The sequence below is a fragment of the Flavobacterium sp. SLB02 genome (genome assembly GCF_009664855.1).
In the GTDB taxonomy this organism is placed as follows: Bacteria; Bacteroidota; Bacteroidia; order Flavobacteriales; family Flavobacteriaceae; genus Flavobacterium.
The window spans coordinates 3,033,195-3,053,561 of sequence record NZ_CP045928.1 but is presented as its reverse complement, the minus strand read 5'-3'; the positions used below and the strand labels follow the sequence as shown (position 1 = coordinate 3,053,561).

At 33.3% G+C, this 20,367-nt stretch carries 12 protein-coding genes; all 12 read left to right on the top strand.

The window, feature by feature from the left end:
* The first annotated feature begins 274 nt into the window (after window positions 1-274).
* The 12 genes from corA to GIY83_RS11625 all read left to right on the top strand — a co-directional run bounded on the left by corA (window position 275) and on the right by GIY83_RS11625 (window position 20,237).
* Window positions 275-1,345, top strand: a complete 1,071-nt coding sequence (gene corA / locus GIY83_RS11680; protein WP_208687059.1) for a magnesium/cobalt transporter CorA — start codon at window positions 275-277, stop codon at window positions 1,343-1,345.
* A 49-nt stretch (window positions 1,346-1,394) separates the two neighbouring features.
* Complete coding sequence (pta, locus tag GIY83_RS11675) at window positions 1,395-3,488, top strand: phosphate acetyltransferase (protein WP_208687057.1); 2,094 nt, start codon at window positions 1,395-1,397, stop codon at window positions 3,486-3,488.
* Between the two features lie 87 nt (window positions 3,489-3,575).
* Window positions 3,576-4,760: an acetate/propionate family kinase gene (locus GIY83_RS11670; protein ID WP_208687055.1), complete on the top strand. Its 1,185-nt coding sequence runs from the start codon at window positions 3,576-3,578 to the stop codon at window positions 4,758-4,760.
* Window positions 4,761-4,786: 26 nt separating this feature from the next.
* Window positions 4,787-5,209 carry a DUF3995 domain-containing protein gene (locus GIY83_RS11665; protein ID WP_208687053.1) on the top strand — a complete coding sequence of 141 codons (423 nt, stop codon included), beginning with the start codon at window positions 4,787-4,789 and terminating at the stop codon, window positions 5,207-5,209.
* Between the two features lie 97 nt (window positions 5,210-5,306).
* Entirely contained in the window at window positions 5,307-8,051 is a 2,745-nt protein-coding gene (locus GIY83_RS11660; RefSeq protein ID WP_208687051.1) for a histidine kinase, read from the top strand.
* Between the two features lie 244 nt (window positions 8,052-8,295).
* Window positions 8,296-11,298 (top strand): SusC/RagA family TonB-linked outer membrane protein, encoded by a 3,003-nt coding sequence (locus GIY83_RS11655; RefSeq protein WP_208687049.1) that lies wholly within the window; start codon window positions 8,296-8,298, stop codon window positions 11,296-11,298.
* 4 nt (window positions 11,299-11,302) lie between these two features.
* On the top strand, window positions 11,303-12,766 hold the full coding sequence (locus GIY83_RS11650; protein WP_208687047.1) for a RagB/SusD family nutrient uptake outer membrane protein: 1,464 nt from the start codon (window positions 11,303-11,305) through the stop codon (window positions 12,764-12,766).
* 69 nt (window positions 12,767-12,835) lie between these two features.
* Entirely contained in the window at window positions 12,836-14,215 is a 1,380-nt protein-coding gene (locus tag GIY83_RS11645) for a glucoamylase family protein (protein WP_208687045.1), read from the top strand.
* A gap of 8 nt (window positions 14,216-14,223) precedes the next feature.
* Window positions 14,224-14,937: a prolyl oligopeptidase family serine peptidase gene (locus GIY83_RS11640; RefSeq protein WP_208687043.1), complete on the top strand. Its 714-nt coding sequence runs from the start codon at window positions 14,224-14,226 to the stop codon at window positions 14,935-14,937.
* A gap of 10 nt (window positions 14,938-14,947) precedes the next feature.
* Window positions 14,948-17,248 (top strand): beta-glucosidase BglX, encoded by a 2,301-nt coding sequence (bglX, locus tag GIY83_RS11635; RefSeq protein WP_208687041.1) that lies wholly within the window; start codon window positions 14,948-14,950, stop codon window positions 17,246-17,248.
* A gap of 129 nt (window positions 17,249-17,377) precedes the next feature.
* A complete protein-coding gene (locus tag GIY83_RS11630) occupies window positions 17,378-18,163 on the top strand; it encodes a glycerophosphodiester phosphodiesterase family protein (RefSeq protein ID WP_208687039.1) in 786 nt (261 codons plus the stop codon).
* A gap of 151 nt (window positions 18,164-18,314) precedes the next feature.
* On the top strand, window positions 18,315-20,237 hold the full coding sequence (locus tag GIY83_RS11625) for a discoidin domain-containing protein (RefSeq protein ID WP_208687037.1): 1,923 nt from the start codon (window positions 18,315-18,317) through the stop codon (window positions 20,235-20,237).
* The last annotated feature ends 130 nt before the right edge of the window (window positions 20,238-20,367 follow it).

The window sequence follows — 20,367 nt, the reverse complement described above, 5'->3', positions numbered from 1 at the left end:
GCAAGGTGACAATGTTGAAGACGTTGAATTCGAAGAAGTAAAATAATTCTTCTTTAATGATAATGAAAAGCCGAATCAGAAATGATTCGGCTTTTTTTATGTCTTGTTGTTGTGTATTAAACCCGACAGGTTTTTAAAACCTATTGGGTTTAATTTTAAGTAATACAAATATTACAAAATAAATAATTAGGTTATGTATTTTTTCCACCTAAATGATAAATGTCATTTACGGTTCGAATTCTTTTTCGTAATATTACTATGTAAATATTTTTGCATGAGAAAGATCAAATACAAGAAAGGACGTAAGCTGCAACACATTACTTTAGAGTATACTGGCACACAAAAAGAGCATAAAACCGAGATGCAACTTTTTGTATATGATGATGCAGATGTTATCGAATATGAAAAACTCAGCGTCTTAGCATTAAATACTTGTATTGATTATACCAAAAATAACTGGCTGAACATTCACGGCTTAAATGATATTAATTTAATTAAAACGATTGGAGCTCATTTTAAGCTGGATGATTTTTTATTAGCCGATATTTTAAATACTACCAAAAGAACCAAGCTTGAGGAACAAAAAGATGTTTTGTTTTTTAATATAAAATCACTTTTACCATCTGAATATTCAGATAATATTAGCGTTGAGCAAATTAGCTTTATTCTAAAAGATGGAATTTTGATTTCGTTTCAGGAAAAAAGAAGTGATTTTTTTACCCATATTCGGGAACGTCTTCGTACTCATGCAGGCATTGTAAGAACTAAAAAAGTCGATTATTTACTCTATTTGTTATTAGATGCCGTAATGGAGAATTTTTACATTACGATTGAAGACGAAGAGGATAAGATCGAAGAATTAATCAATCTGACAAAAAAAGGCGCTGATCCTATTATTCTAGAAAAGATTGAAAACCATCGTGATAATTTTAATTTTTTAAAACGTTCTATTATTCCGTTAAGGGATTCTTTGTATTATTTGAAAACGATTAAAGATGATGATACCTATAACGGAATTGAAAAAGAAACGTTTAGTTTTTTCATCCGTTTGCATCAAAAATGCTTAGAACTTTTAGAGCAAATTGACTCGGATATGAGTTCATTAGAAAGTGCTTCTAATTTTTATTTTTCAGAGCAAAGCCGAAAAATGAATGAAATCATGAAAACACTTACCATTATTTCGGCCATATTTATTCCGCTAACTTTTATAGTTGGGGTATACGGAATGAACTTCGAATACATGCCGGAATTAAAAGCTAAAAACGGATATTTTATCGTCATGGGATCAATGTTTTTATTGGTTGTTGCTTTGATTATCTATTTTAAAAAAAGACGCTGGTTTTAGCGTTTATATAATAAATTTAAACATTTGATAAGTTTCAAAATATAAAATTATGAGTAAAGCAGTATATATAGCCACAAGCGACCACAATAGTGGGAAGTCAATTATTACGCTCGGTTTGATGAGTATCTTAATTGGTAAAACGGCGAAAGTAGGTTATTTTAGACCCATTGTAGAGGATTTTATTGATGGCGAATTAGACAATCATATCGAAACAGTTTTGTCGTATTTTAATCTGGATATTAAGTTTGAAGATGCTTATGCCATAACCAAAAGCAAACTGATCAAGAAGAAAAATAAAGGTAAAATTGGAGAAGTTCTCGACTTAATTATCGAAAAGTATAAAAAACTCGAAGAGCGTTTTGATTTTGTTTTGGTAGAAGGAACAAGCTTTACTGGTGAAGGAACTTCGATAGAATTAGACTTGAATGTTTTAATTGCAAAAAACCTTGGAATACCAACTATTATCATGGGATCCGGAGTTGGAAAGACTCTAGAAGAATTAGTTGACAGTCTTTATTTGGTTTATGATTCTTTTAAAGTAAAAGAGGTTGAAGTTTTATCTGTAATTGCAAATAAAGTACAACTTGAAAATATAGAACTAGTTACGCAGGGATTAAAGAAAAGCTTACCAGAGAATGTTTTAATCAATACAATTCCGTTGATTTCAAGTTTGAATAATCCAACAATGCAGGAAATTGTCAATCAGCTTGATGCAAAAGTATTGTTTGGAAGTGCTTATTTAAATAACGAAATTGGGCATTTTAGCGTTGGTGCGATGCAATTACATAATTACTTGGTTCACTTGCATGATAATGCCCTTGTAATTACACCAGGAGACCGTTCAGATATTATTCTGGGAGCTTTGCAGGCCAATGAATCGGCTAACTATCCAACAATTTCAGGAATTATCCTAACAGGAAATATTGTTCCGGAAGAAAGCATTTTAAAACTTATCGAAGGACTTTCTGCTATCGTTCCTATTATTGCTGTTGATGGCGGTACTTATCATATTACAAATAAAATCGGGGCAATTAGATCAGAGATTTACGCCAATAACGCACATAAAATCGAGACCTCGATAACTACTTTTGAAAAGTATGTTGAAGTTGAAACTTTGTCTGAAAGGTTAATCACTTTTATACCGGAAGGAATGACGCCAAAAATGTTCCAGTATAATATGGTAAAAAGAGCCAAACAGCATCGTAAACATATTGTTTTACCTGAAGGATATGATGATCGAATTATCATTGCAGCTTCAAGATTACTAGATATGGATGTAGTAGATATTTCGATTATTGGAGATAAAAAATATATTGAAAATAAGGTTGCCGAGTTAGGAATTCCATTTGATTTTTCGAAAGTAAATATCATCAACCCAAAAGAATCTGAACTTTATGAAGATTATGCTAATACTTATTATGAGCTTAGAAAAGCGAAGAATGTAAGTATTACTATGGCAAGAGATTTAATGGAAGATGTATCTTATTTTGGCACCATGATGGTATATAAAGGTCATGCTGACGGAATGGTTTCGGGAGCTGCACATACAACACAACATACAATATTACCAGCGCTGCAGTTCATTAAAACAAAACCAAATTCATCTGTAGTTTCATCTGTATTTTTTATGTGTTTAGAAGACAGGGTTTCTGTTTTTGGGGATTGTGCTATTAACCCAAACCCAACAGCAGAACAATTGGCAGAAATTGCGATTTCATCTGCAGAATCAAGCTCCGCTTTTGGAATAGAGCCTAAAATAGCGATGCTTTCTTACTCGTCAGGTTCATCAGGAAAAGGTGATGAGGTAGATAAAGTAAGAACTGCGACTGAAATTGTAAAACAAAAGCGACCAGATCTAAAAATTGAAGGCCCGATTCAATACGATGCCGCGGTAGATCGCGCAGTAGGAAAAAGTAAAATGCCGGATTCTGAAGTAGCGGGGCAGGCGAGTGTACTTATTTTTCCGGATTTAAATACCGGAAACAATACCTATAAAGCAGTACAAAGAGAAACCGGAGCATTGGCTATTGGTCCAATGTTGCAAGGTTTAAACAAGCCTGTAAACGATTTAAGCCGTGGTTGTACTGTTGATGATATTATAAATACAGTAGTTATTACAGCGATTCAGGCGCAAGGGCTATAACTAAAAATCTGAAATTAAAAATTAAAAATCCTGAGCAAAAGACTTAGCCGCTTAATGACTTAGGATCTTAGAAACTTTATAAAAAAAATGAAAATATTAATTATCAATTCAGGAAGTTCATCTATCAAATACCAATTAATGGTTATGCCAACAAACGAAGTAATTTGTTCGGGTATGATTGATAGGATTGGACTGGAAACTTCCAATATAACGTTTAAAACTTCTTTGCATTCCTTAGAAGAATTACTTCCAATTCCTAATCATAAAGTGGGATTGCAAAAAGTGGCTAATATGCTTTTAGATCCTGAAAAAGGAGTTATAAAATCCACTTCAGAAATTAGTGCAGTGGGGCATAGAGTAGTACACGGAGGAAGCGATTTTAGTGATACTGTTAAAATTGATGAGAATGTAAAAGCTAAAATCAAACAGCTTTTTGAACTGGCGCCATTGCATAATCCTGCCAATTTAGAAGGAATTAACGTTGCCGAAGAAATATTTAGTTCCGCAGAGCAAATTGCTGTTTTTGATACCGCTTTTCATCAAACAATGCCTCAAGTAGCATACAAGTACGCCATTCCAAATTATCTTTTGACAGAGAATAAAGTTAGGGTTTATGGTTTTCATGGAACGAGTCATAAATATGTGTCTGAAAAAGCAATTGACTTTTTAAAAGAGAACTCTAAAATTATTACAATACATATTGGTAATGGCTGCAGTATGGCAGCAATTAAAGACGGAAAGTGTATTGATACGACAATGGGATTTTCTCCTTCTAATGGCTTAATAATGGGTACAAGAAGCGGTGATATAGACCAGTCGATAGTTTTTTATATGATTAAAAATTTAAGTTATACACCAGATGAAGTTAATGCGATTTTGTTAAAACAAAGCGGAATGCTTGGACTTACAGGGTATAGTGATTTACGTGATATTGAGTCAGAAGCAGCGAAAGGAAATAAAGATTGTAAGCTTGCTTTATTTATGAATGCGTATCGCATCAGAAAATATATTGGTTCTTATGCGGCGGCTTTAAATGGTTTAGACGCAATTATTTTTACCGCCGGAATTGGTGAAAATTCGTCTTATATGCGTCAATTGGTTTGTACGGATATGGATTATTTTGGAATTGAATTAGATGAGGATAAAAATCAAATCCGTTCTAAGGAAATTAGAGAAATTAATACAGCAGATTCAAAAACCAAAGTTTTGGTTATACCAACAGATGAGGAATATGAAATTGCAAATCAGGTATACCAATTGTTAAAGAACTAATTGTTTAGGAATCTAAATTACCTGAAATGATTATTATTACATTCATACTGTTTTTAATTTTTATGACCCTTTCATCCCTTCATTTTTATTGGGGTTTTGGTGGCAAATGGGGAAGTCGTGCAGTTGTGCCAACGAAAGAGAATGGAATACCGGTTTTTGTACCCAGAACAATTTTAACTTTTGTTGTTGCTGTTGGTTTACTGTGTTTTGGCTTATTTTATTTGATAAATTATGGCTTTATAGAAATGAGTTTTCCAATATGGTTAGATAAAACGGGATTTTGGATCATAGCCTCTATATTTATTTTAAGAGCTATTGGCGACTTCAACTATGTTGGTTTCTTTAAAAAACACAAAAGCTCTAAATTTGCCATTAATGATACAAAGTATTATTCTCCTTTATGTTTGCTGATAGGGATTTTTACATTAGTGTTAGAATTTTATAATTAAACGGGTTTATTCATATCTATAAAAAAGCTCCTCAATCGAGGAGCTTTTTTATGTTTTTCAATATTTGTCAGTATCTTTGAAGATAAAACCGAATATTTTGAAATCGATACTTTTAAAACTTCTTTTCTTCTTTTTCATTGCTTCACAAATACAAGCACAAGAATTACTTCCTTTTGTAGAAAATTATAATAAATCAAATTACCAGGGAGACAATCAAATTTGGAATGTCGCTCAGGGAAAAGATAATGCCATGTATTTTGCTAATAATCATTATTTATTGCGATACGATGGCGTGATGTGGGAAAAATATACTTTGCCAAATAAAACCATCATCCGTTCAATTATGATCGAAGGAGATAAAATATATTCGGGTTCTTATAAAGAATTTGGGTATTGGTATAGAAAAGAGGGCAAAATGCATTACGTTTCGATTACCAAAAATCTTCGTTTGTTTGATGAAAAAGACAATGAGGAAATCTGGAAAATTTTTAGATTTAACGGATCAATTTATTTTCAATCCTTTAATGATGTTTTTATTTATGATGGTAAACACATTGAGAAAATTAAGTTTCCTTTTTTAATATCCTATTGTTTCGTAGTTGATAATGATGTTTATGTGGCCTCAGTAGAAAAAGGGCTTTTTAAAATGAATGGTGCAGAAATTACCAATCCTAAAGGATGGAATGTCTTAAAGAAGACAGTAGTGCATGCCATCGAAAAATACCAAAACAAGACCTATATTTTTACCCAGAAAAAAGGAATATTTATAGTAGAAAAAGACGGTTTAAGACCCTGGAATAATCCTTTAAATGAAACTTTAAAAGCAGCTACGATTAATGTTGCTAAATTTATTAAAGGCAATAAATTGGTTATAGGAACAGGAAACAGAGGCCTTTTTATTTATGACTTCCCAACAAATACTTATAAAAATATCGATCGAAATAATGTCTTAATGAATAACTCTATTTTAAGCATTGGTTTTGATAAAGAAAATGATTTATGGCTGGGCTTAGATAACGGAATTGCACATGTAGAGGTAAATTCTCCAATCTCCTTTTTTTATGATAATTCAGGTCTTTTAGGGTCTGTTTATTCTGTAGCGACAACTAATAAAGGATATTTAATCGCGTCTAATCACGGAGTTTTTGAATTTGATTCAGGTAAATTTCATATGATGCCTAACACACAAGGGCAGGCCTGGAATATTACTAAAATTGATAATAAGTACATTATTGGACATAATGATGGTACATTTTGTTATAATAGTGGAGCATTAGTAAAAACAAATAATGTTAGCGGTGGGTGGAATTTATCAAAGAGCATTATCAGCAACACCTATTTTCAGTCAACTTACAGCGGAGTTTTAGTTTATGATGATATTTCAAAATTAACTGAGACGAAAAAGATTGAAGACCTTTCGAAACCTATAAAATACGTAGCCCAAAATAAAAAGAATGAAATCTGGGCTGCAGATAATTATAGAGGATTATATCGCGTTTTATACGATGATAATTATAAGACCAAAAAAGTTGAAAATATTACCCAGCAAAGTAAAATAAATAATGATTTTGGGGTCAAGATTTTTGAGTTCAGAAACGAAATTCTTTTTCTAATTAATAATTCATGGTATACTTACAATTCTATAACCAATAAACTGGAGGAAAATGACTTGTTTAATGTTAACTTCAAAGATATAACTGACGTTGTTGGTATTGATGAAGATCATTTCATGGTACTTCAAAATGGAATCTTATATCATATCCAGGCCACAGGAAATAAATTTGTCTGGAATATTATCCAGGAGAAATATTATAAAGGGAAGTTGATAAATGATAATCTGAGAATTTTTAAAACAAATAATCATTATCTGTTAAATCTGGATGACGGATTTATTTCCCTTCAGCTCAAATATGAAAACAGACAAAATTCAGATGTTAAAATTGAAGCATTCAATGATGATAACCTGGTTTCTGATGATTCCACCATTAAATACAATACAGAACTGAAGATAAACGTAATATCAGGTATTTATGGTGCCAGTAAACCTAATTTGTTTTACAAGCTCAATGACAATAAAGATTTTGTCCAAATTTCTGATGGATTAATTGTATTGAATAATTTAAGTAGTGGTAATCATTCTATCATAGTTTACAAGCATAATGGTGCCAGTTATGAAAAAGTTTCAGATTTTGAATTTAACGTAGCAAAACCATGGTATTTTTCGATATGGATGGTGATGTTATATATACTCATAATAGGAGCAGTACTGTTTTTCTATTATAAATGGAATAAACTTCGTTATATGCAAAAATTAAGATTGCAGGCAGAAGAATTAAAACATCAAAGAGAAATTCTTGAAATGGAATTGAAAGCAGAGAATGAAATAAATATTCAGGAATACGAAAAACATATTTTAGAACTCGAATTGCAAACAAAATCATCAGAAGTTGCCGGTAAATCTTTGTCGATTGCAAAGCAAAGCGAGATGATTGAAAATATCCAAAGCATTCTTGATTCAGAAAAAGATTTCAATAAGCTTAAGAGTGAAATCAGGAAGGCAATTAAGATAAATGAAGTCAATAAACACGAATGGGAAATTTTTGAGACAAATCTGAATCAAATCCATAATGAGTTTATTATAAATCTTTCTAAAAAGTTTCCAAATCTTACTCCAAAAGATATAAAATTGTGTGTTTACCTTAAAATGAATCTCTCTTCTAAAGAGATTGCGCCTATGATGAATATCTCTTTTAGAGGCGTAGAACTACACCGATATCGTTTAAGAAAGAAATTAAATCTCTCTCAGGAAGAAAACCTGTCAAAATTTTTATTAAGTCTGTAAGATTTGCATTTAAAATTTAAGGATCTTATATTTTTGCACATCATTTTTTATATAATTCTAATACATCATTACTACATCATAAGGTTATGTTAAGGAAATTAATTTAATATTTAAAGTGTTGTAAATCATCAACATATAATATTGTTTTAACATAATGATGTAGCTATGTAGTAGTGGTATTTGATGTACTACAACGTTGTAATTGTTTAATTTGGCTCTACTAACTTAAACGATTACGAACTGTATGAAAAATTTTATTTTTAGCTTTTTAGCACTCTTGCTACTTCCGGCATATATGTCCGGTCAGGCAATTAAAGGAAAAGTAGTAGATAGTAGTGGAATGGGAGTTCCAGGAGCAGTTATTGCTTCCTCTGATGCTAAAGCAACTACTGACGCAGATTTTGACGGAAACTTTACAATCAATGCAAAACCAGGAGACATATTAAAAGTCTCAATGTTGGGTTTTGATGCAGTTTCTGTACCGGCAACCGCCGCGCCAATGACAATTACATTAAAAGAAGCTGAAGATACAGCCTTGAAAGAAGTTGTCGTTATTGGTTATGGAACCAGAAAAAAAATTGATAATACATCTTCTGTAAGCTCAATTAAATCTGAAGAAATTACCAAAATGAAAGTTATGAATGCTTCGCAAGCAATACAAGGTAAAGCTGCTGGGGTTCAGGTATCTAGTTCTGATGCTCCGGGAAGTACACCATCAGTGGTTATCAGGGGAGCAGGAACGGCATTAGGAGGGAGAAATCCTCTGTATGTTGTAGACGGTATGCCTACTGAGAATATCAACAACATTAATACTAATGACATCACATCTTATGAAATCTTGAAAGATGCTTCATCATTAGCTATTTATGGAACAAGAGGTGCGAATGGTGTAATTATGATTACAACTAAAGCAGGAAAAGGAAAAATGAATGTTGAAGTTGAAAGTTTTACAGGTTTTAGAACTCCTCTAAAAAATGTAAAAATGGCAAACGCTGACGAATATGTTCGTTATAGCAATGCTGCTTTTAGCGGAGATTTCCCTGCAGGCAGATTTTCGACAAACCAACCGTATAATACAAATTGGTTTGATGCGATTACAAGAACAGGAACTTACAGTCAAAATAATATTGCTATTTCTGGATCTTCTGAAAACGTAAAATACTTTTTTAGTGTTGGAAATTACGAAGAAAAAGGAATCTTGAATGGATCTGATTACGGACGTACTACTATTAGAAATAATAATGAGTTTAAACTTTCAGAAAAAGTTAAAATAACTCAAAATTTAAGTGTAAGTACTGTAAAGAATACACCAATGCCCTTGAGTGCATTTACAAATGCTTACAGACAATCTCCACTTGTTCCTGTACGTTATGCTGATGGAAAATATGGTGTGCCATTTGTTTCAAATGGGGTTGTGGCTGAAACTGGTGCGTCATTTAACAATGTTGGAAATCCAGTAGCTCAATTAGATTACACGAATGAGAAACAACAGAGTGTTACTTTGCAGGGAGGTTTGAAATTAGATTATGATATTATCAAATCATTAAAATTCACTTCACAATTTAACGGAGAGTTTTATACTTACAAACAGTATAATTATGTTGATAATGTTGCACTTTGGTTATCGGCAGATCCTACTCGTGTACAATCAAAATACCCTGGTGATTTGAACATAAACACTTTGACAAGAAGCAGAGACCAGTATTTTAACTGGAATTTGTCTAACTACTTTACCTATAATAAAGTTTTTGCAAATATTCATGATGTTGAAGTTACTGCAGGTATCGAGGCGAATGTTCAGGGTACAAGAGAGAAATTAACGATTGACAGAAAGAATGTAAGCCCATATGAGGATTATTGGTCTTTAAAAGATGTGAATGTTGCCAGTTCAGTAACAGGTTATAAAGATGAAGCTTTGAACCAAAGAAGATTACAATCTTATTTTGCACGTTTTCAATACAAATTGATGGACAGATACTTACTTACAGGAACTGTAAGACGTGACGGATCTTCACAATTTGCTGATGACAAACGTTGGGGAACATTCCCATCAGTTGGTTTGGGATGGATTGTGTCTAAAGAAAATTTCTTAAGTAAAGTAGAAGTAATCAATTTACTAAAAGTAAGAGGTTCTTGGGGTAAATTAGGAAATCAAAATGTACCATTGAATGCTCAAACTTTTACCTCTGGATTAGATTATCCTAGTTTTGGATCAGGTACATCAATTAATTCTCAGATAAATCCTGATTTATCTTGGGAAATTGTAGAAGAACTTTCAGGAGGTTTTGATTTTGAATTATTTACAAGCAGGTTGAAAGGATCTTTTGATGTATATGATAAAAATACAACAAACACAATTCTTAATGTTAAGCCATATTCTACGTCAGGAATTACATTAGCTACACCTTCTCACATTGGAGAAGTATCGAACAAAGGTTATGAAATTGCACTACGTTGGGATGACAAAATAAACGATAATTTAAGTTACTGGGTTGGAGGTAATTTTGCTCATAATAAAAATGAGCTTACAAGTCTTAAAAATGTTCAGTTAGCTCCTATTATCGGAGGAAGTTTAGGAAATGGTCAAAATACTAAAATTCTTGATAACACTTCTGTAGGACAGCCTTTAGGTAGTTTTTATATGTATGAATTTGCCGGAATTGATCAAACTAATGGTAATATGTTATACTACAATTCAAACGGAGAAAAAGTAGTTCAAACAGCATTAAACGAAAGAACTGATAAAAAATATGTAGGATCACTTTTACCAACTTCTACTTATGGAGTTACAATGGGATTAACATATAAAAATATTGATTTTTCTGTTGACGGTTACGGAACAGGAGGAGCAAAAGTGTACAATGGTAAAAAAGCACAACGTTTTGGAGGTGAGAATATCGAAGCTTCTACAGCACGTGATTTTTGGTCATCAACAAACAGAACATCTTCTAATCCTGCACCTTCAAACGTGACTCCATTTGCTTCAACATATTATTTGGAATCAGCAGATTTCTTTAGAATCAATAATATTACTGTAGGATATAAGCTTCCTTTAAAAGATGATCAGTTTTTTAGCTATTGCAGATTATACGTAAACGCAATCAATCCGTTTATCACGCAAAAATTCTCAGGTTTTTCACCTGATGTTACAAGCGACGGAAAATTGGTTGAAGGTACTCAGGGCGTTGAGTTAGATGCTTACCCATCATTGAGATCATTTGTTATAGGTGCTAATTTAAAATTTTAATATCATGAAAAATATATATATATCAATGTTTGTGCTTTCCGGATTGCTCTTTGCAGGATGCGCAGATGACTTTTTAGATGTAAATCCGACAGAATCAATTCCGGTAGATCCGGCGTTGGTAAATAGTGATGAAGGTGCTACTGGTTTTGTAACAGCAATCTACAACCAGTTTTTAGGATGGGAAATGTCTTCTTTTGGCTGGAATGCAGTTTCTAGTATCATTACAGATGATGCAGATAAAGGTTCTGATCCAGGAGATGCAGGTGGAGATAAAGATATTATTGATGCTTTGACTTATAATGCTTCGACACCATCATTTGAATCTACATGGAATGCTAATTATGCAGGAATAAACAGATGTAATCAAGCTTTAGAAATGTTCCCTAAATTGGACAAAGTTACACCTGCATTAAAAACCAGATTAGTAGGAGAAGCTAAATTTATGAGAGCTTTTATGTACTTTACTTTAGTAAAAGGATATGGTGGAGTTCCAATTGTAGATCACTTATCAGGAGTTCCAATTTCAGAGGCTGATAAACAAATGCAGTTAACTCGTAAATCAGCAGCAGAAGTTTATGCTTTTATAGAAAAAGATTTAACAGATGCTATCGAAAATTTACCAGTAAAATCAGCTTATGTAGGAAATGATAAAAAGCGAGTATCTAAGGGTTCAGCGTATGCTTTGTTAGCAAAAGTAAATTTATATCAAAAGAATTGGCAAAAAGTAATTGACAATTGTGATAAAGTTACAGGGTATGCTTTAGTAGCAGACTACGCTGATCAATATAAAAAAGAAGGCGAATTTGGTGATGAGTCTATTTTTGAGATTGATGGAATTGGTGGAACCTCTACTCCAGGTTTTGGAATTGGAAATTATACTGTTTCTCAGGCACCACGTGGTGCAGGAGGTTGGGGTTGGGGATTCAATACGCCAACTCAAGGTTTAGCAGATGCTTATGAAGCGGGAGATGTTAGAAGAGATGCAACCATTATCTTCAGAGGTTCAGTTTTATATGACGGTACACCAGTACCTTCAACTGTAGCTAATGCAATGTATAATTACAAAGCGTATTCATCAAAATTTTACAATCAGGAATTTACAGATACAAATCTTAGATATTTAAGATATGCAGAAGTAATCTTAATGAAGGCTGAAGCTTTGAATGAATTAGGACAAACTTCAGAAGCTATTCCTTTAGTAAATTTAATTCGTAGCAGAGCAAAAATAGGAAATACTCCTTTTACCTCTCAGGACGATATTAGAAAGGCAATCTATAAGGAAAGAAGATTAGAATTTGCTTTTGAGCATGACAGATGGTTTGATCTTGTGAGAACAGGACAAGCTCAGGCAGCTATGGCGGCAGATGGAAAAACTTTTATTGTTGGAAAACATGAGTTATGGCCTATACCAACTTCGTTCTTAAGAGAAGCAAATGGGCTTTCTCAACAAAACCCGGGAGGTTACTAGTTAAATTTCAAAATCACTCCTTTCTGAGGAAGGGAGTGATTTTTATTAATTGTTTTTAAATTTTTTATAATGGTTAGAATTTCTGTTTTATTATTAGTTTTTAGTCTTTTTGGTTGCGGATCCAATTCTGATAAATCAAAAGAAAATGAAAAAGAGAATGCAGTTGCTGTAAAATTAACAGATGAAGAACTTCTATCAACAGTTCAAAAACAAACGTTTAAATATTTTTGGGATTATGCTGAGCCAAATTCCGGATTAGCAAGAGAAAGGTACCATCCTGATGGAGTGTATCCTGAAAATGATGCTAACATCGTAACAACAGGAGGTTCAGGGTTCGGATTAATGGCTTTAGTTTCAGGTATGTCTCAAGGTTACATTACCAAAGAGCAAGGAGTTGAACGACTAAACAAAATTGCAGACTTTTTAGGCAAAGCAGATCGTTTTCACGGAGCATGGTCACACTGGATTGACGGAAATACAGGAAAAGTAAAGCCTTTTGGAACCAAGGATAATGGTGGAGATTTAGTTGAAACTTCATTTTTGGTTGCGGGAATGATTACAGTTCGTGAATATCTTAAAGATGGTTCTGAGAACGAAAAAGCTGTTGCTCAAAAATATGACGCACTTTGGAAAGGCGTTGATTGGCAATGGTACACCAATAATAAAAATGTATTATACTGGCACTGGTCACCTTCTTATGCCTGGCAAATGAACTTTCCGCTTGAAGGATATAACGAATGTTTGATTACTTATGTTTTGGCAGCATCTTCGCCAACACATTCAATTGACGCAAAAGCATATCATGAAGGATGGGCGAGAAGTGGTGGAATTGTTTCTTCTAAAACAAAATATAATATTCCATTAGTCCTAAAACATAATGGAGCAGAAGAATATGGTGGACCATTATTCTGGGCACATTATTCCTATGTAGGTTTAGATCCAAACCAATTAACAGATAAATATGCGAACTATTGGGATCTGAATGTGAATCATACAAAAATAAATTACGAATACTGTGTTGAAAATCCTGGAAAGGTAAAAGGTTACGGACCAGATTATTGGGGATTAACAGCATCTTATTCAAGAAATCCTGACGGATCAATCGGGTATAATGCACATTTTCCAACAAATGATGTTGGGGTTATATCTCCAACAGCGGCAATAAGCTCAATTGTATATACGCCAAAAGAATCTATGGCTCTTATAAGAAATCTTTATGATAACCATAAAGACCTAACTTGGGGAGAAGCAGGTTTTTATGATGCATTGAGTTTAGGAAATAATAACTGGGTAGCAAAACGTTATTTGGCAATTGATCAGGGACCAGAAGTGGTGATGATCGAAAATTATCGCACAGGTTTATTATGGAAATTATTTATGAATGCTCCAGAAGTAAAACAAGGTTTAGTTAAACTTGGTTTTAAATCTGGCAAATATGGAATTCAATAGCATTTCGAATGAAATTTAAAATAGCATTAATAGCGATATTATTTTCTGTAATGGGTTTTGCGCAAAGCGAAACAACCGGAAAAATAAAAACAGTACAAGTAACCAACTATGAACTAGGTTATGCATTACACAAGCCGGCCAATGCGAAAGATAAAAAGCCATTAATCGTTTTTATTTCAGGTGATGGAGAAAAAGGAACAGACATTGAAAAAGTAAAAATTAATGGACCTTTAAAATATCTTAAAACACATCAATTAGATGCTTATGTTTTAGCTCCTCAATGCAAAGAAGATCAAAATTGGAATATTGAATCGATTAATGAATTGATTTTAAAAATTCAAAAGGAAAACAAAATAGATCCTGACAGAATATACGTTACGGGTTTAAGTTCCGGAGGTTGGGCAGCATGGAATTTAGCATTATCATATCCTGATAAGTTTGCGGCAATTGTACCTATTTCAGGTTTTGTTGACTTGATTGAATTAGAAAGTGCTTGTAAAATTGCGAATATCCCAACCAGGATTTTTCACGGATTATTAGATGATGTAGTAAAGGTAGATTATGCGATCACCATTTACAAAGAATTAAAAAAGTGCAATGGCAAAGATGTACAATTGACCATTTTTGATGATGCTGGCCACGATAGCTGGTCGAGAGTTTACGACAATCCCGAAATTTATGACTGGATGTTTAAACAAATGAAAACGAATACGAACAAATAAATATAATGGAATGAAAAACAAATTAGTCTTACTATTTTTAGGATGTGCTGTTTTGGGTTATGCCCAGAAAAAGAATACTAAAAATACAGTAAAAATTAAACCAAGGTCAGAGTTTGTAGCTGAGTTAATGTCGAAAATGACATTAGATGAAAAATTAGGTCAGCTTAATTTACCAACTTCTGGAGATATTACTACAGGACAAGCAAACAGTTCTGATGTGGCGACAAAAATTGCTGAAGGTAAAGTTGGAGGTTTATTCAATATTAAATCTGTTCAAAAAATTAGAGAAGTACAAAAAATTGCTGTTGAAAAAAGCCGTTTGAAAATTCCATTGATTTTTGGTATGGATGTTATTCACGGTTACGAAACAACATTCCCAATTCCGTTAGGATTATCTTGTACCTGGGATATGGGATTAATCGAAAGAAGTGCGCAAATTGCAGCTCAGGAAGCAAGTGCTGACGGTATCAACTGGACATTCTCTCCTATGGTGGATGTTTCTCGTGATCCACGTTGGGGAAGAGTTTCTGAAGGTTCAGGTGAAGACCCGTATTTAGGAAGCCGAATTGCAACTGCAATGGTAAACGGATACCAACAACATGATCTTTCGAAAAACAATTCGATTATGGCGTGTGTAAAACACTTCGCTTTATATGGTGCTCCGGAAGGTGGTCGTGATTACAATACAGTTGATATGAGTCATATCAGAATGTTTAATGATTATTTCCCTCCTTACAAAGCAGCTGTTGATGCTGGTGTAGGTTCTGTTATGGCTTCTTTTAACGAAGTTGATGGAATTCCTGCAACTGGAAACAAATGGTTAATGACCGATGTTTTAAGAAAACAATGGGGCTTTAAAGGTTTTGTAGTAACTGACTTTACCGGAATTCCTGAAATGATCGAACATGGTATGGGAGATTTACAAGCAGTATCTGCCCAGTCTTTAAATGCAGGTGTTGAGATGGATATGGTTGGAGAAGGTTTCTTAGGAACTTTAAAAAAATCATTAGACGAGAAAAAAGTAACGATCGAAACAATCGATAATGCAGTTAAACTTATTTTAGAAGCTAAATACGATTTAGGATTGTTCCAGGATCCGTATAAATATTGTGATGAAAAAAGAGCTAAAACTGAAATCTTTACTTCAAGCAGCAGAAAAGAAGCAAGATCAATTTCTGCACAATCATTGGTTTTATTAAAAAATCAAGGGCAAGTATTACCACTTAAAAAAGCAGGAACTATTGCTTTGATCGGACCATTGGCAGATGCTAAAGAAAACATGCCGGGAACCTGGAGTGTTGCTACTAAAATGGAAAATGCTATTTCACTTTTAGCAGGAATCAAAGAAGTAGCTGGACCTTCTACGAAAGTATTGTATGCAAAAGGAAGTAACTTAGATTACGATGAAACTTTTGAAACTAACGCAACAATGTTTGGTAAAACATTACACCGTGATGGTCGTTCAAAAGAAGAGTTATTAGCAGAAGCTTTAAAAGTAGCAAATCAATCTGATGTGATTGTTGCAGCTCTTGGAGAATCTGCAGAATTAAGCGGAGAATCCAGCAGCCGTACGAATTTAGAAATTCCACAAGCTCAAAAAGATTTATTAAATGCATTGTTAAAAACAGGAAAACCAGTTGTTTTAGTTTTATTCGACGGACGTCCATTAGTGATTAAAGAAGAGAACGAAACTGTTCCTGCAATTTTGAATGTTTGGTTTGCAGGTAGTGAAGCAGGTTATGCTATTGCTGATGTTTTATTTGGAGATGTAAATCCTTCTGGAAAATTAACTTCAACTTTCCCTAGAAGCGTTGGTCAATTGCCAATTTACTATGCACACAAAAATACAGGAAGACCACTTTCTAACACAGAAGGTAAATTCGAAAAATTCAGATCTAATTATATCGACGAAAGAAACGAACCATTATTTCCATTTGGTTTCGGTTTAAGCTATACTTCTTTTGAGTATTCAAACCTGAAAATTTCATCTGATAAAATGAATCCTTCTGGTAAATTAAAAGTAACTGTAGATGTTGCTAATACAGGAAAGTATGACGGAAAAGAAACTGTTCAATTGTATATCAGAGATGTAGTAGGTTCAGTAACAAGACCAGTTAGAGAACTGAAAAATTTCCAAAAAATAACACTTAAAAAAGGTGAAAAACAAACCGTGACTTTTGATATCACAGTTGAAGATTTAAAATTTTATAATTCTGATTTACAATTTGTAGCAGAACCTGGACAGTTTGATGTTTTCGTTGGTGGAAATTCAAATGCCGATAAGAAAGTTAGTTTTGAGTTAACTAAATAGTTGGTTTATTTATTATTGATTGGCCCTTCGTTGTTAGTTCGGAGGGCTTTTTTTTAACTTTTTAGTCACTATTTTGTAAGTAAATTTAATAGTGATTAATTAAAAAATACAAATCTTAATTTCTATACAATGAATACAATTAAAATATTTTATGCATTCCTTATCATGCTGATCATAGTTGTTTTCTCTTCTTGTAGTGCAAAAAAAAATGCAATAGTAGCACATCGCGGAGCATGGAAAAAAAATAACTTACCTGAAAATTCTATTGCATCCCTACGACATGCGATCGGTTTAAAACTTCCAGGTTCAGAGTTTGATGTGTGGAGAACTGCAGATGATTCGCTTATAATCAATCACGATGCGCATTATAACAAATTACTTATCGAAGAAACAAATTATGCTGACTTGATCAAGTTTAAACTTTCTAACGGAGAAAAGCTTCCAACTCTGCACGAGTATATCGTTGAAGGTAAAAAGAATAATAAACACACACTTTTAGTTTGCGAAATAAAACCTTCGGAAATAAGCAAAGAGAGAGGAAAAAAGACGGCGTTAATGACGGTTGAAACGGTCAAAAAACTAAAGGCAGATAAAAATACCTGCTACATTAGTTTTGATTACGAGATTCTAAAGCAAATTAGAAAGGTGGATCAAAAAACAGTTTTGCAATATTTGGAAGGGAATAAATCTCCAAAAGAAGTAAAAGCAGACCATATTGATGGCGTCGATTATCATTATTCATTCTTTAAAAAACATCCTCAATGGATTAAAGAAGCAAAAGAGAATAATATTATTCTAAATGCCTGGACAGTTAATGAAGCCGCTGATATGGATTGGATCATTCAAAACAAGTTTGATTACATCACTACTAATGAACCTGAATTATTAAAAGAAAGAATAAAGAATAAAGAATAAAGAATAAAGAATAAAGAATAAAGAATAAAGAATAAAGAATAAAGAATAAAGAATAAAGAATAAAGAATAAAGAATAAAGAATAAAGAATAAAGAATAAAGAATAGCTTTTAAACTCTGATTACCTGATTTTAAAAACAAAAAATAAAAGAAATGTATAAAGTATCGTCTATATCGCTTTTGTTGCTTTTGATCGGATTTAATATCACTATCTCAGCACAAAAATCCAGTATTTCTGGTAAAACAGAATGGTTTGATCCTAATAAACCTGCATCGACCTATTGTAATCCAATTAATATTGGATACAATTACACAACTCATAATCACAACGGAATCCCTGAATCTCGCCGTTCAAGTGCCGATCCGGTAATTATTACTTACAAAGGCGAATATTATTTATTTGCGACCAATCAGGCGGGATTTTTCTGGAGTAAGGATATGTCTGACTGGAATTTCGTTTACGGAAGTTTTCAAAGACAACCGGGAGACGATGATCAATGTGCGCCTGCTGCATGGGTTGTAAATGATACTTTATTTTATGTAGGTTCTACCTGGAAAAAAGATCATCCAGTTTGGAAAACTGCCGATCCTAAATCAGGAAGATGGTTACGTCATGTAGACAAAGCAATGTTACCAACCTGGGATCCTGCTATTTTTCAGGATGAGGATAAAAAAGTCTATATGTATTATGGTTCAAGCGGAAAATTACCTCTTGTAGGAACCGAAGTAGATTATAAAACCTGGTTGCCGGTAGGAAATCAGGCCGATTATGCACAATTATATGCAGCAACTGAAGTAGAAGATATTCAACGACCATACGGACAAATTAAAGAAGTAGTAGGTCTTGATCCTAAAAATCACGGTTGGGAACGTTTTGGACCTAATAATGATATGGAACCAGCACCTTGGGGTGATTTTATAGAAGGTGCCTGGATGACCAAACACAACGGAAAATATTATATGCAATATGGTGCTCCGGCTACTGAATTTAAAGGATATGCAAACGGGGTTCATGTAGGTAATAGTCCGTTAGGGCCTTTTGAGTATCAAAAACACAACCCGATGTCGTATAAACCGGGAGGATTTGTAATTGGAGCAGGACACGGAAATACTTTTGCGGATAATTACGGCAATTACTGGAATACCGGAACGTGTAAAATTTCGATTAAAGATCGTTTCGAGCGTCGTATCGATATGTTTCCGGCCGGATTTGACAAAGATGAAGTCATGTATTCTATCACTTCTTACGGCGATTTCCCTATTGAGTTGCCAACACAAGAACGCGATCAGACAAAAGGAGCTTCATCAGGATGGATGTTACTTTCGTATAAAAAACCGGTAACCGTATCTTCTTCAGAAGAATGTATGGAAGTTCAGACGCATAGAGTGGATACAGGTGGCAAAAAAGTATTTGAGAAATTTTGTTATGGGCCTAACAACCTGACAGATGAAGATATTCAAACGTATTGGTCTGCTAAAACGGGTGATCCGGGCGAATGGCTTCAAATGGATTTAGGCAGACAAATGGAAATTAAAGCATTGCAAATTAATTATGCAGATCATAAAGCAACACAATACAACAAGGCGATGGATATTTATTATCAATATAAAATCTTTATGTCAGATGATGCTAAAAACTGGACTTTAGTTGTAGATAAATCCAAGAATGATAAAGATGTTCCTCATGACTATGTTGAGTTGACAAAATCAATAAAAGCACGATACATCAAAATGGAAAACATTCACAATGCATCGGGATTGTTTGCGATTTCAGATTTTAGAGTATTCGGTAATGGATTATTAGAAAAACCAAAAGCGGTTAATTCGCTTAAAGTCGATCGAAATAAAACAGATTCAAGAAACGCTATGATCTCATGGAAAAAGCAAGCTGATGCCATTGGTTACAATATCTATTACGGAATTTCATCTGATAAACTATACAACAGTATCATGGTGTACGGCGATAGTTCGTATGATTTTAGAGGCTTAGATAAAGGAACAAAGTATTACTTTACAATCGAAGCTTTTAATGAGAACGGAATTGGAACAAAAAATAAGATTATAGAAGTAAAATAGTTTTATTTTATTAATACCATAAAAACTCTAGTTGTAAACTGAAAGGTTTGTAATTAGAGTTTTTTTTATGTGAATAGTTCAGGAGAAACTCCGGCAGTTGTAAAGAATTTTGTTCCTTTGTGTAACAACC

Excerpts from the sequence above, each read along its gene's own strand:
- GIY83_RS11655 (WP_208687049.1), top strand. The coding sequence starts at position 8,296 with ATGAAAAATTTTATTTTTAGCTTTTTAGCACTCTTGCTACTTCCGGCA.
- pta (WP_208687057.1), top strand. The coding sequence starts at position 1,395 with ATGAGTAAAGCAGTATATATAGCCACAAGCGACCACAATAGTGGGAAG.
- bglX (WP_208687041.1), top strand. The coding sequence starts at position 14,948 with ATGAAAAACAAATTAGTCTTACTATTTTTAGGATGTGCTGTTTTGGGT.
- GIY83_RS11650 (WP_208687047.1), top strand. The coding sequence starts at position 11,303 with ATGAAAAATATATATATATCAATGTTTGTGCTTTCCGGATTGCTCTTT.
- GIY83_RS11625 (WP_208687037.1), top strand. The coding sequence starts at position 18,315 with ATGTATAAAGTATCGTCTATATCGCTTTTGTTGCTTTTGATCGGATTT.
- GIY83_RS11670 (WP_208687055.1), top strand. The coding sequence starts at position 3,576 with ATGAAAATATTAATTATCAATTCAGGAAGTTCATCTATCAAATACCAA.
- GIY83_RS11665 (WP_208687053.1), top strand. The coding sequence starts at position 4,787 with ATGATTATTATTACATTCATACTGTTTTTAATTTTTATGACCCTTTCA.
- GIY83_RS11645 (WP_208687045.1), top strand. The coding sequence starts at position 12,836 with ATGGTTAGAATTTCTGTTTTATTATTAGTTTTTAGTCTTTTTGGTTGC.
- corA (WP_208687059.1), top strand. The coding sequence starts at position 275 with ATGAGAAAGATCAAATACAAGAAAGGACGTAAGCTGCAACACATTACT.
- GIY83_RS11640 (WP_208687043.1), top strand. The coding sequence starts at position 14,224 with ATGAAATTTAAAATAGCATTAATAGCGATATTATTTTCTGTAATGGGT.
- GIY83_RS11630 (WP_208687039.1), top strand. The coding sequence starts at position 17,378 with ATGAATACAATTAAAATATTTTATGCATTCCTTATCATGCTGATCATA.